The following is a 13,073-nucleotide window of genomic DNA, read 5'->3' on the forward strand; positions in this document are numbered from 1 at the left end:
CTTTTATGTTTTGCTGTTTCCTTTTGTGAGCTTTCTTTGGACTTCTTCACTGAGGAGCTCCATAGTGGAGGGGTGATTGTATTTATAAAGGCGAAGGTACTCATATTCTTTATGTGAAAGAAGGTTTTCACCATATAGGGTATCTAGATACGGCACATCAAACCGGTGACTTAAGACCTCTGCCAGAAGCTTCCGTTCACTTCCATGCTGATAATAGACCTGAAGAGCAAAGGGAGAGGCATCAAAGCTCTGTTTTTTCACATACTCCACGGTCATATGTTCTTTGAGATCAGGGTCTTTTCCATAGGTAGGATTCGGAATGGGCACATAGTAGACAATGCGCTCCACACGAAAGGGCATGGAGGCAATGGAAAACTCTGCCTCTTCCGGCAGCATGTTTCGCTCGATGGCGCCATCTCTCTTGAAAATCGGCACTTTATAGATGAGGACGAGAAACAGAAGAAAGGACAAGGCTGTGGTAAGCATCAGACCACCTCCCAATGAATGGTGTTTTTTCCGGATTCTTTTGCAGACTTCAGTTTTCTGTCGGCCAGAATGAACAGTTCCTTTTCACAGGTGGTGTCTTCCGGATAGGCTGCGAGGCCAATGGAGAGGGTCAGTGGATGGTCCACTTTATGCAGGGCCATGGAAAGAATGGAGTCCTGGATTGTCTTTGCTACATCCAAGGCTTTCTCCCGGGTTCTTCCCGGCAGGATGATCGTAAACTCATCCCCTCCATATCGGAAGGCTTCTCCCTCAAACCTCACAGCATTTTTAAGGCTTCTGCCCACCTCTTGCAAGACCTGGTCCCCCGTGGCATGTCCATAAAGCTCATTGAAACTCTTAAAGTCATCCACATCGATGACCATGAGAATAAAAGAGATTCCGGATTCCATATACCGCGCTATGGTATCTTTATAGTGTCTGTGGTTATAGACACTGGTGAGCTCATCTGTAATGGCCAAGGTTCTGATTTTGTCATAAAGCCTGATGTTTTCAAAAGCCAGGGCTGCCTGACCGGAAAAGGTGATGAGCGCATCCAGATCCTCATCCTGGATGGGTTTCTGGTTGAAGCAGTTATCCACAAGATAAACGCCTACCACCTGATCCTTGGAAATCATCGGCACCACCGCATAATTCTCAAAACTGAGTTTTTCAAGGATGGGGCCGAAGTCTTCCGGATTTCCCTGCCGGATGAGAAGCGGTGTTTTTTCACGCACGCAACGGATGAGAGGATTGAACTCATTTTCTGAGAAGGGCAGAGAGACCTTACTGACCACTTCCAGGAGCGTTTCGTCCTTTTCCTCAGGACTGTCCAGAACTTCGTGGAGATTGGACTGCTTGATGACCACATCTCCCCAGATTCTGTAGGCTTCTTTCCGGCTGGAAGGTCCAATGGCGTACTCTCCCACCAGTGTATCCTCTTCCACAAGAAAAAGCAGACCTCTGTTGAATCCTAGTCCATATCCTGCAGTGATGGCTGTGAGCACAATCGTATCCAGCTTTTTCAGATCCTTGACACTCTGCATGGAGGTGGTGATGTCTCGTAAAAGAGTCATTTCGTTGATCTTTGCATGAAGCTTCTGCAGCCACTCCTCATTATTTTTCACCACCTGATGATGGATTCTGGAAAAATAAAGAAGCGAAACCAGGGCACATCCGAGGATGATCATGGTTCCCAGATACACTTCCTCCGAGAGACCAAAGATCTGATGGTGATAGGAAAGTGCCGCTCCAGTGAGAAGGTAGAGGATCACACCACCGTAGATGCCATGCCCCAGGATGGACAGCGTCAGTGGGAAAAGGAAAAGAAGCGGTGCAAGAGGAGAGGTGTTCGAGAGAACCAGCAGTGCATAAAGCACAAGGGAAAATGAACCAGCGACCACTGCCAGTCTATGGAATTTCGGCCGATAGCTTCTGATATAGTTCACAGTAAGACCCAATGCTGAGGCTAGGAGAAGAATGGATCCTTCCTCCCGGAGGTTCAGGCCTTCCTGAAGATAAAGAAGGTACAAGATGAACCCAGTAAAAATGACATATAGAACAGGGCGATTCTTCAAGATTCTATCCCTCCTGTAATACTTGATTTTCTTGACAAACTAGGGTCATTGTATCATTTTGGACTGTAGAAATCCATAGAAAGGTTAAAGGTTTTCAGTCCTGCTTCTTTTTTCAAAATATACAGATGAAGTTTGAATGAAAGTTGATGAATTCAGAAAAAAAGAACATCCGAAAGTTCAGATGTTCTGTGGTGTTATTTCGGATCCGAAGATCCTTTGGAAAAATCTATGGGTGCTGTAGTATCAAGTTTCAGTTTATCCAATGCTCTTCGGATGTGGGATTCATTGTCCATGAGAATGGGGGTATAAAGATTTCTCGACGTGTGTCCGGCCCAATAGAGGGGTTTGTGGGTGAACTCAGCGTGCAGTTTTCCGAAACGGTCTTTTTTCAGGGTCACATGCACCAGAACGCTGTCGGGATCTTTTACGCCTTTATAATCCAGAAACAGAAAGTTTCCGAAGCTGTAGTAAATGGGTTTTCCCTGATAAACTTCCACTTCCTGGAGCACATGGGGATGATGTCCATACACCAGGTCTGACCCCATATCGATGAGTTTTCTGCCCATCTCTTTCTGCTTCCAGGTCACTTCATGGGTGTTCTGTCCACCCCAGTGGATGGAGGTGACGATGTAGTCGACTTTTTCCACGTTACGCATCCTGTCAATGTCCTTCTGGATTCTCTCATCTGATACAGAGCTGGTGTTAAAGCCCAGATAGCCAAGAAGGCCTACTTTAATTCCATCTTTTTCAAAAACCGAAGAGGATTCTACAAATACGTTGCCGATTTCAATGTTCTCGGTAAAGGTCTCATTGGTGCCGAAGTATTCAATGCCATTTGCTTCCAGATGGGTGAGGCTTTCCTCAAATCCTGCCTCCAGAAAATCCACCATATGGTTGTTCACGATGTTCACATGGGTGATGCCCCCAAGAGGCAGCACATCGATGTATTCAATACGTGGCGCTTTCATGTTGTATAGTTTGTCTTTCTGTCCTCTGGTTTCCTGGGTGAAGACATTTTCCAGGTTTGCAATGACCATGTCGGCTTTCTGGAACTCTTCCTTTAGACCTGCCAGAAAATAGCCGCCTCCATGTTCCTGCCAGAGCTTGTCAAAACCGTTCTTTCGACCGAGTGTTGTGGCAACGGCAGTATCCCCCAGGAGAATAAAGCTCAGGTCCTGTTCTTTCTCTTTTTTCAGGAGCGCTTCATAATATCCTTCGGCTTTTCTTTTCTCGGTGGTTTCCATGAAAGACAAGGCTGGATAGAGATTTTGGCTCTTCTCATAGGAGAAGTAAAGAGGTGTATCCTCTGTATGAATCACATGGCCTGTGATCTCCAGAAGATCTGCCACAGGCAGATACAGGATACCATTTTTCAGGTAGGTCTCTCCATGAAGAGAAATTTCACTCTCAAAATTATGGTCCCCTTCTGTATAGTGGAGCTTTGCTTCCCGGGCATTCTTTTTAAGAACCACATAGGATGTCCCCTGTCCAAGATCTTTTTTCAGAAGGAAGGAGCCGTCTGGGCTGTCAGCGTATTCGTACTGAAGGACACCAGAAAGAACGGATAAGGAAGCGTAGGGAACATTCCAAAGGGTGAGAAAATCTTCATTCCTTCCTTCTTTCAGCTGAAGAAAGTCCAATGTGTCTGAAGAAAGGGGAAACTCTTCGTTTCCGGATCTCAGGGTCAGCTTCTCAAATGGCAGCAGTGAAGCATCATCTTCCACACGGAACCTTTCAAAGGATTCATATGGATTTACGATTTCGGGATCCTTTGAAGATGCTTCCACTTCTTCGGGCGGAGTAAAGACAGTAGGACTCTTGAGATAGCGGCAGCCTGCAGCAGAAACCAGGAGAAGAAAGAGCAGAAACAGTGCGGTGTACTTTCTAAAATGCATAGGCGTCAGTCACGTCCTTTATCAATCAAAATCTTTAAAATTATACCATATTTCTAGGTTCAAGAGGAGAAAAGCATAAAAAAAGAATCTCCAGTTCCCTAGAGATTCAGTGCTTATCCTTATCGGAGCTTCGCGAAGCAGTCTTTGCAGATGAGGGTTCTGCCGCCGTTTCCACTGATGAAGTTGCCGTTTTTGAGGGGCTTCTCGCAGACTTCACAGCGCTTTTTGTCCTTCAGATCCTCTTCCACCGCCTTTTTCTTGGCTGGGAGCTTATTTGAGATCTTTCCTTTGGTGTTCGCTGGAGGTTCATAGTTTTTCACCTCAATGGGTGTTTCTCTTCTGTAGACCGTAAAGTCCAGATTGAACTGGCTTTCCTTATAAAGCTCCAGTTCAAATCGCGGATTTTCCTTGTCATAATATTCTTCGATGACAAGCCTTGTGACCTGGGCATCATTGATGATGAGGCCAGATTTCTCAATGCCGTCGAAAATGCTCTTGGTAATGTTGTTGGTGTCCGGATGTCTTTTCTCGCTTTTGTAGAAGACCTTGAGGACAGCAATGAGCGCGTCGGTGAAGACAATACCAGGATTCTGGGCTCTTGCCAGAAGGGCTATGGTGGACTCATAGACATCATAGCGGTCACTGTAGCTTCCCGTATTTTTGGGCAGAAAAAAGCGGCCTTCTTTACTGACCATTTTAAAATTGGATTTACTGATGGGGGTTCCGGGGACCACGACTTTGGCATAATCGGACATGACATTCACCTTCACTTCTGTTTTCGAACATGTATTCTAAAGTTAGTATAGCATGGAACTGGGTGGAAGAAAAAAGTTTTCAAGAGAAATTAAGTTTTTTTGTATCTAAGCGCTAAAGAATGTATAATATCATAGGTAGTGACAATGAGGATAGTCCTTGATGCCCAAAGTGGCCAGAGAAGAAGAGAAGATTCTTGGGTCAAAGAAAGAACCAATCATGAAGCAGGAGGAAAGGCAGACGAGAAGAAGGACTGCCATAAAAGATAGATGATGAAAGATGTATACATATTAGCCATAGAATCCAGCTGTGATGAGACCGCAGCAAGTGTAGTGAAAAATGGACGGGAAGTGCTGTCCAATGTGATCTCTTCCCAGATTCCCATCCATCAGAAATTCGGAGGTGTCGTACCGGAAGTGGCTTCACGTAAACATGTGGAGAACATCGCCTCTGTGGTGGAGATGGCTCTGTCTGAAGCAGGCGTAAAGAAAGAGGATCTTACCCTTGTGGCAGTGACCCATGGACCAGGTCTTGTGGGTGCGCTGCTTGTGGGGCTTCAGTTTGCGAAAGGGTACGCATTCTCTCTAGGGATTCCGCTTCTTGGGGTGAACCACATTGAAGGGCATATTGCGGCAAACTACATCCAATATAAAAATCTGACACCACCCTTTGTTTCCCTCGTGGTTTCTGGAGGGCACACCTTTGTGGTGCATGTGGAGGACTATGATAAGTTCACCGTCATGGGTGAAACAAGAGATGATGCGGCGGGCGAGGCTTTTGACAAGGTGGCGCGAGCTTTGGGACTGGGCTATCCTGGTGGTCCTAAGATTGACGCGGCGGCCAAAAAAGGAGACCCTTATGCCATCACCTTCCCCAAAGCAAGATTCCATGAGGACACTTTGGACTTCTCATTTTCCGGGTTAAAGTCAGCGGTGCTCAACTATCTCAACAGTGAACGCCAAAAAGGAAATGACATCCATGTGGAGAATGTGGCGGCTTCCTTCCAGAGAGCGGTGGTCTCTGTGCTGGTGGAAAACGCCATGAAAACCATAGAAACCAAACATCTCGACAAGATTGCCGTGGCAGGCGGTGTAGCTTCCAACTCCAGTCTCCGGGAGGAGCTCAAGAAAAGAGGCGAGGAAAAAGGTGTGGAAATACTCTTTCCAGAGATGATCCTCTGCACTGACAATGCGGCCATGATCGGCAGCGCTGCCTATTTTCAGTACATAAAAGGGAAAAGATCAGACAATAGCCTTAATGCGGTTCCCGGCTTATCATTAGGGAGGGAAGCATAAGGATGAAGTTTTATGAGGACTCCAACAGTGTGGAAAGATACAGGTTCCGTAGAATATTCCACAAAAAAAATCTCGTAAAAGCGATTCTTTTTCTACTGGCAGCAGCGCTCCTTGCTGGGTATCTCTATGAAAACTATGAAGCGAAGCAGCATCTGGATGCCTTTGACGGAAAGACCATCACCGTGAACCAGGTGACCTACAACTATCAGGTGGTGGGCAACGGGGACTATACGGTGATTGTAGATGGTGCAGCCGGAGAATCGGAGCTTTCCAGGCAGAAGCTTGTGGAAGCCTTTGACGGGAAAGCCAGGCTCTTTTTCTATGACAGACCGGGTTATGGCGGAACTAAAGGAGAGTATAAAACACCGAAAGAAGTGGCAGAGGATCTTCATTTTATATTCAGAAGGTTCGGCTGGAAAATGGAGTTCATACTGATGGGGGAAGAATACGGATCCCTGGTGATGCAGGAGTATCTTCATCTTTACCCGGATGAAGTCCTGGGAGCCGTGTTTCTGAATCCCATGGGAGAAGCTCTGGGAAGCAGCGAGATGGCAAGATATGAAGGAATTCACACAGCATCCTTCCCTTCCAAAGAAGGGCTTGGTCTTTTCGGTATTCCAAGAGCTCTTCAGAATGCGGGGATTCTGGATTTCTTTGATCATGTGGATCTTCCGGAAGAAGAGAAGAACATATATGCCAATCTCAGACTCTCCAAAGACTTCATGGCAGCGTTAAAGACAGAGTATCAGTATATGACTGAGGGAGAACCTCTTCCAGTGAAGTCCATGCTGCTGGAGGACAAACCCTTTGCTCTGGTGACTACAAAGCTGTCAGAGGAGCGGTACAGTCAGGATAAATATCTCTCCTATTCTTCGGACGCCTCGGTTTTTTATGTGCAGGATTCTGTCCGGGACATCCTTCTGGAACGGCCCAAAGATGTGGCTCCTGTTCTATATACTGTGGTGGATAAAGTCATCCGAAAAGGATATGAGAAGTAGCATAAAGAAGAAAGCACCCAAACGGGTGCTTTCTTCTTTATGGATAACCTTCCAGCATGGTAATTGTCACCAAAACTTCTTTTAAAACCGTATCATCATTTGTTATTGTAAGGGCTTTCTTCAAAAATGATAATCCGATATCTTTTCCATTCGCTGGATGATAAAACATGCCTGTATAGTACCCCAAAAGATAATAGAGATATCCTATTTCATTTTTGTTATTATCAAAATCTTTTTCTAAACACAAAATATTGTAATAGATTTTGAAATATATAATGGAGTCCTCTTGCCCCTCTTTTCGTAGTTCTGTATCGAAATTCAGTATACTATCTACAGTTAAGGTTTCATATACCTCAGTTCCAGATAAAAAAACTTCGCTATCATATGTGAAAAATTCTTTTACCGCAATCATTTTACCACCTCGAATGATATATTTTTGATTCTCCTGACACCGTATGCTTTATTTACAATCATCATATCATAAAGAGGATGGGGGATGAATCGCCAATTAAGTTAAAAATTTTTCTGTATGTCACGAATCTGTAACATTGACTTAGTACCATAAAGTTAGCAAATGAAACAAGGAGGAAGAAAACATGAACCGTGAAGATGAATTCAATGAAAAACCTCATGAAAATGAAGAAGTGATAAATGAAGTGGAAGAAGTGAAGAGTGGGAGCGAAGAAGTCCAGGAAGAACCGCTCTATGTGGAGCCGAAGGAAAAAACCGATCCCTATGTTTATAGAGGCGGGTCTTCCTACGAGCCTGGTGTAGAAGAGAGAAGAAGAAAAAAGAAGTTTTCTGGATTCTCCCTCATTGCCATTGCGCTGATTTTTACCTTGCTTGGCACCAGCCTCGGGGTCTATGGCGCCTTCAACATTCTTCCGGAGACAGATTTTTTCCTGAACTCCAAACTGGGACAGATGGTCCTGGAGAACAAGAATGAGACACCAACCTTTGTGGCCACCCCAGAACTTCTGGAAGAGGGGCTTACCATTCCTCAGATTGTAGAGATGGTGCAGCCAGCCGTGGTCACCGTATCTGTCCAGGTGCCTGGCACCACTGGATGGTTCAATCCACAGGGAAGCTATTCGGAAAGCATCGGTACCGGATTTATCCTCAATGAAGAGGGACTCATCGCCACCAACTATCATGTGGTGGAAAATGGGGAAGAAATCAAGGTTACTTTATATGATGGACAGGAAGTGTCCGCAAAACTTGTGAACTATGATGCAAGCAATGATTTGGCTGTCCTTCAAATGGATGAGAATGTGAAAGTGCCTGGTGTTGTGACTTTAGGAGACTCCTCCAGCCTGAAAGTGGGGGAATCTGTCATCGCCATAGGAAACCCTCTTTCCAAGGAATTTGCAGGAACCGTCACTTCCGGTATCATCTCCGCCACAGAGCGGGCTGTGACCATCGGAAGAAATGAGTACACCTATATCCAGACTGATGCAGCCATCAACGGCGGAAACTCCGGCGGTCCACTGATCAATGCCCGTGGAGAAGTCATCGGAATCAACTCTGCAAAAATTGCCACAGAATCCGTGGAAGGCATCGGCTTTGCTATTCCGATCAATACTCTTATCGATGGTCTGGATGCCCTTTCCAAAGCACAGCTCATCATTGGTATCGCAGGTCGAGGCGTGGATGAGGAAACCGCCAGTGCCAATGACATCGTACCTGGTGTCCTTGTCATGGAAGTCCAGAACAATACACCAGCCTATATCGCAGCCATCATGGTGGGCGACATCATCACCGAGTTTGACGGACAGAAGGTCACTTCCGTGGAAGAGCTCAATAAGGTGAAAAACACCAAAGAAGCTGGTGATGAAGTCGTACTGAAGATCTACAGAGATGGGGAGTATATTGACCTGAAACTCACCCTGAGAGAAAGAAACTGACTATATTGACATATTCTGTTTTCCCCTAAACAGAGAAAAACAAGTTCGGTGAAAGGAAGAAGCCCCGGCATCATTGCCAGGGCTTCTTTCCTTGTATTCAGAGATTCGGGGTGTCAAAGGTCAGAACCGTTCAAACAGAATAGAGTTTTCTAAAAAGATGTGTCTGAAGAGATCACTTTCCAGGGCCTCCAGATGATGATAGCAGGCTTCAAAAGTGCTGCAGGCATAGCTTGGCAGGGCATAGTCCTTGGTCACCTGGCGAAGTTTTGCCAGAAGGTTTCCTGCGGCATCATGCTCATCTTCTGTGATCTCGATTTCCTTCTTCGCTTCCTCAAAGCGTCCTTCCAGGATGAGGGGAAAGAGGTCTGCCTCTTCTTTGATCAGGTGTTCCAGAAGCTCTTTTCTGAGACTTCCATACAGGTCATTGACCGCAAGAAGAAGTTCCGGGTCCTCTCTGTAATGGGCTCTCAGGATGGCTGAAGTAAAAACATCCAGTTCTCTTAAAACACTTCTTGTGAAGCTGTGATGGGTGGATACGATGTAGTGGATGAGCTCCTCATTGTCCATGTGATTGAAAAAATCATCCTTCTGGCCCTTTTCGTCCAGTGCTTTCTGGAAGGCTTCAAGCCTTAGGGTAAATTCTTTCGGGTCCAGATTCTTTTCCGAGAGGACCTCGGAAAGAATTCGGTGACCATTACAGCAGAAGTCAATTTTTTCTTCCTGGAAAAAGCTGGAGAGACGGATGTCTTCTTTCACCAGGGCGTTGATTTTCATATCGGTTATGTTCATGGGTTCCTCCTAGTATCGTAGAACGTCGATAAAGACGGCGGCAGCTTTCTTGATCTCTTTTTCACTGTTTTCAGGGTTAAAACGGACTCTTAATGGGAACTCAATGTCAGACATCCCTGTGGATTTGATGATATCGGAAGAGCGGAGGGTTCTTAAGTCTGCGGCTCTTAGATAGTCTTCCACCACTTCCACCGCTTCTCCGGACCATCCATAGGAACCGAAGGCGGCAGCTGGCTTTCCTTCCACTTCCAGATCCTTCAGCTCTTTGAGGATCACTTCCAGATTACCTGGGATATCTGCATATCTGGTGGAGGTTCCGAAGAGGATACCGTCAGCTTTCTGGATCTTCGTGTAGATCTCATCAAGATCCGCTTTTTCGGTGTTGATGGCTTCTACTTTGATGCCTTCCTTCACCAGTTCGTTTTCCAGCATTCGGGCCATTTTTTTGGTGTTCCCGCTCATGGTGTTGAAGAGGATGAGGGCAGACAGGTCTTTCTTGGATTCCAGGGCGTGGTTCTCATAGACGCTGATGTAAGAAGGAAGGTTCTGATCCAGCACATATCCATGGGAGGGAGCAATGATTTTCAAAGAAAGAGGTTTCACCACGTCGATCATGGGCAGCACGTACCGTCTGTGTGGATCCATGATGAGCTGGTAATAGGTGTCATAGTCCTCCATGATGGAAACATCCTCAGGCAGTTCAGACACAAGAAGATGTTCCTTGTCTGCCACATGAGTAGAGAAGATGTCACAGGTAAAGAGCACCTCGTCTTCCTTCAGATAAGTGACCATGGTTTCTTCAGTATGAAGATAGGGGGTCTCATAGAAGACCAGCGTCTTTTCTCCCAAGGAGATTTCTTCTCCGTTTGTCACCACCTGGAAGCGTTCTTTGCCGATCTTGTACATTTCCATGAGTTCATACACCGCGGGGGCGGTGCAGAGGATCTTGGCGTTCACCGCTTTTCTTGCGATGGAGCCCAGTGCGCCAGAGTGGTCAGGCTCTGTGTGATTGATGACAATGTAATCGAGAGCGGCAAGGTCCATAGCCTCTGCCATTTTGTCAGTGAACTCTTTTCCGAAGAGTATGTCCACAGTATCAATGAGGGCTGTTTTCTCATCTTTGATGAGGTAGGCATTGTAACTGGTTCCTTTTTCCAGGACCAGTCTGTGGAAGGGAACCTTTCTGTCGTCCACTTTGCCGACCCAATATACGTTCTTTGTAATTTCTCTCATATCTGTTTCCTCCTAAGACTTTTATAAAACATGGGGTGTTTCTATGGGCTAAGCATACACCCCATAGGAGGGGATTAATTTGACCTGTATCAAATTTGAACAAAGTTTCAGAATTTGATACAGGTCAAATTTCGGGTGAAGAGGTGATGAAAAGCATTGGACAACAAAAGAAAACACCGGTGCATCTTTTTCCTGTCATAGGGGATGCCGGTGTTTTCTTTTGTTTTTATACTTAATCCAGATTCAGTTTCTTTTCCAGATGGTACTTCGTCAGGAAATAAAAGAGCACTGCTTTGGCTCCTGTATAGACTAGAAGAACCGTGAACATGGATTTGAATGCTTCCATCATGGCGGGGAAATCCTGCATATAGTTTTCTTCTATGAGAATCTGGAACCAGGTGGTGTTTTGCAGAAGAAAACCTCCGCTGAAGGTCACTGCAGTTTCCAGCACATTGAAGACCATAGAAATGAGGATAAAGATGATGATGCCGCCCAGGATTCTGTTTTTCGTGATGCTTCTGGACTGTGCAATGCTTAAAGAAGCATAAATATGAAGGATCGACTGCACCACCGAAACGATCATCACAAGCAGAAACAGCACTACAAGCAGGGGATCCACATCGATGAATCTGAAAACTTCAAAGAGTTCAGGCAGATTCAGCTCTCTGATGGTGATGAAGGTGATGGACAGGAGAAACACCAGAAAGGTGGCAAAGAGCCACAGCATGGCGGTAAGAAGCTTTGCAGAGATGAGGGTGCTGGCTTTAGCAGGCAGCGTGAACATGAGATACCCTTCGTCTCCGAGTAGGTTCTTATCAAATCGTGTGACAATCAGGATAAAAGTCATGACCATGAGTCCCACAAAGGTAATGCCTAAAACCGCTGGGAGCAGCACATCCAGGATGGGCAGAAAGCTTCCCCCGAATCCTCGAAGCCCCATGAAGAGGGAGAGGATGAGAATGGCCAGATACAAGGGCAGAAAATATCGGCCTGTGGCCTTCAGTTCGTATTTCATAAGCTTTTTTAGCATCGGAACACCTCCCGGAACAGTTCGTCAATGGATTTACCGCTTCTTTCTCTTAAATCCTCCACAGGAGCATAGTCATACAGCTGACCATCTTTCAGGAGAATCACCTCATCAAAGATTTTTTCAATGTCACTGATGAGATGGGTGGAGATGATGAGGGTAGAGCCTTCTTCATAGTTGTTTAAGATCGTGGACAAGATGAAGTCCCTGGCAGCAGGATCCACACCACCGATGGGTTCGTCCAATAAGTAGAGCTTTGCACGTCTGCTCATAACAAGGATCAGCTGAACCTTTTCTTTGTTTCCTTTGGATAAGGTCTTCAGAGAAGCCTTAGGATCAATGGAGAGCTTTTCCAGCATGCTGTACGCTTTTTCTTTTTGGAAGTCCTCATAAAAGTCTGCGAAGAAGTCCATGATCTCATACACTTTCATCCACTCATTGAGATAGGTTCTCTCTGGAAGGTAGGAGATGACATTTTTTGTAGCGGTGGAAGGCTTCGTGCCTTCTATGGTGACTTCTCCTTCTGTGGGCTCCAGAAGACCGTTGAGGATCTTGAAGAGGGTGGACTTACCACTGCCATTGGGTCCCAAGAGGCCAATGATCTTCCCTTTTGGGAGGGTCAACGTCAAGTTATCTATGGCGTTTTTTTTGCCGAAGGACTTGGTAAGATTTTTCAGTTCAATCATGGGTTCATTCATGTGGTTTCCTCCTTGCATCTTGTGATTCTGTCGATGACATCGGCTTTAGCGAGGCCCAGTTTCTTCATTTCTGTGAGAAAGGGTTTCAGTTTGTCTTCGATGTAGCTTTCTTTCAGCTGCAGGATCTTTGCCTCTTCCTCGGTGACAAACTTGCCGGATGTCCGTTCTGTTTGGATAAGACCCAGGGCTTCCAGCTCCTGAAGCGCTTTCTGCATGGTATTGGGGTTGACGTTCGCTTCTTTGGCTAAGTCCCGGATGGATGGCAGTTTATCTCCTGGATGAAGCTCACTGCTGAAAATCTTCCGCTGGATCTCATTCATGATCTGAAGGTAGATGGGAATGCTGTTGTCAAAATTCCATGGCACAGGAAATCCTCCTTTACATGTATTATTGTACTAAGTGATTAATACAATAATACAAA

Annotated in this window: 13 protein-coding genes; 3 read left to right on the top strand and 10 right to left on the bottom strand. The window is 45.7% G+C overall.

The window, feature by feature from the left end:
• Nucleotides 1–3: 3 nt before the first annotated feature.
• The 4 genes from BM243_RS04930 to BM243_RS04945 form a co-directional block, all read right to left on the bottom strand.
• Nucleotides 4–486, bottom strand: coding sequence for a hypothetical protein (locus BM243_RS04930; RefSeq protein WP_074911046.1), 483 nt, complete (start codon nucleotides 484–486; stop codon nucleotides 4–6).
• The gene (locus tag BM243_RS04935) at nucleotides 486–2,060 is read right to left on the bottom strand and encodes a sensor domain-containing diguanylate cyclase (protein ID WP_074911047.1); all 1,575 of its coding nucleotides are present in this window, start codon (nucleotides 2,058–2,060) and stop codon (nucleotides 486–488) included. Before BM243_RS04935 ends, BM243_RS04930 begins: the two co-directional genes overlap by 1 nt.
• 194 nt (nucleotides 2,061–2,254) lie before the next feature.
• Nucleotides 2,255–3,955 carry a CapA family protein gene (locus BM243_RS04940; protein WP_074911049.1) on the bottom strand — a complete coding sequence of 567 codons (1,701 nt, stop codon included), beginning with the start codon at nucleotides 3,953–3,955 and terminating at the stop codon, nucleotides 2,255–2,257.
• A gap of 119 nt (nucleotides 3,956–4,074) precedes the next feature.
• Nucleotides 4,075–4,710 carry a RusA family crossover junction endodeoxyribonuclease gene (locus BM243_RS04945; RefSeq protein WP_074911050.1) on the bottom strand — a complete coding sequence of 212 codons (636 nt, stop codon included), beginning with the start codon at nucleotides 4,708–4,710 and terminating at the stop codon, nucleotides 4,075–4,077.
• Nucleotides 4,711–4,980: 270 nt separating this feature from the next.
• Here BM243_RS04945 and tsaD point away from each other — a divergent pair, with 270 nt between their 5' ends.
• Both tsaD and BM243_RS04955 read left to right on the top strand, forming a co-directional pair.
• Nucleotides 4,981–6,003 carry a tRNA (adenosine(37)-N6)-threonylcarbamoyltransferase complex transferase subunit TsaD gene (gene tsaD, locus BM243_RS04950; protein ID WP_431602439.1) on the top strand — a complete coding sequence of 341 codons (1,023 nt, stop codon included), beginning with the start codon at nucleotides 4,981–4,983 and terminating at the stop codon, nucleotides 6,001–6,003.
• Nucleotides 6,004–6,005: 2 nt separating this feature from the next.
• Nucleotides 6,006–7,001 (top strand): alpha/beta fold hydrolase, encoded by a 996-nt coding sequence (locus BM243_RS04955; protein WP_074911053.1) that lies wholly within the window; start codon nucleotides 6,006–6,008, stop codon nucleotides 6,999–7,001.
• A gap of 37 nt (nucleotides 7,002–7,038) precedes the next feature.
• On the opposite strand, the gene BM243_RS04960 is transcribed toward BM243_RS04955, so the two are convergent.
• Entirely contained in the window at nucleotides 7,039–7,413 is a 375-nt protein-coding gene (locus BM243_RS04960; protein WP_074911054.1) for a hypothetical protein, read from the bottom strand.
• A 184-nt stretch (nucleotides 7,414–7,597) separates the two neighbouring features.
• Between BM243_RS04960 and BM243_RS04965 the strand changes: the two genes are divergently transcribed.
• Nucleotides 7,598–8,905: a S1C family serine protease gene (locus BM243_RS04965; RefSeq protein WP_083422627.1), complete on the top strand. Its 1,308-nt coding sequence runs from the start codon at nucleotides 7,598–7,600 to the stop codon at nucleotides 8,903–8,905.
• A gap of 120 nt (nucleotides 8,906–9,025) precedes the next feature.
• Here BM243_RS04965 and BM243_RS04970 read toward each other — a convergent pair whose 3' ends face one another.
• From BM243_RS04970 to BM243_RS04990, 5 genes are all read right to left on the bottom strand, one after another.
• Nucleotides 9,026–9,694: a DUF542 domain-containing protein gene (locus BM243_RS04970; RefSeq protein WP_074911056.1), complete on the bottom strand. Its 669-nt coding sequence runs from the start codon at nucleotides 9,692–9,694 to the stop codon at nucleotides 9,026–9,028.
• Between the two features lie 9 nt (nucleotides 9,695–9,703).
• A complete protein-coding gene (locus BM243_RS04975) occupies nucleotides 9,704–10,927 on the bottom strand; it encodes an FprA family A-type flavoprotein (RefSeq protein WP_074911057.1) in 1,224 nt (407 codons plus the stop codon).
• 232 nt (nucleotides 10,928–11,159) lie between these two features.
• Nucleotides 11,160–11,957 (bottom strand): hypothetical protein, encoded by a 798-nt coding sequence (locus BM243_RS04980; protein ID WP_074911059.1) that lies wholly within the window; start codon nucleotides 11,955–11,957, stop codon nucleotides 11,160–11,162.
• Nucleotides 11,951–12,652 (bottom strand): ABC transporter ATP-binding protein, encoded by a 702-nt coding sequence (locus tag BM243_RS04985; RefSeq protein WP_074911060.1) that lies wholly within the window; start codon nucleotides 12,650–12,652, stop codon nucleotides 11,951–11,953. Before BM243_RS04985 ends, BM243_RS04980 begins: the two co-directional genes overlap by 7 nt.
• Nucleotides 12,649–13,017 (bottom strand): GntR family transcriptional regulator, encoded by a 369-nt coding sequence (locus BM243_RS04990; RefSeq protein ID WP_074911062.1) that lies wholly within the window; start codon nucleotides 13,015–13,017, stop codon nucleotides 12,649–12,651. The genes BM243_RS04985 and BM243_RS04990 overlap by 4 nt, the downstream gene beginning before the upstream one ends.
• Between the last annotated feature and the right edge of the window lie 56 nt (nucleotides 13,018–13,073).

Source organism: Proteiniclasticum ruminis, from assembly GCF_900115135.1.
GTDB classification, from domain to species: Bacteria; Bacillota; Clostridia; order Clostridiales; family Clostridiaceae; genus Proteiniclasticum; species Proteiniclasticum ruminis_A.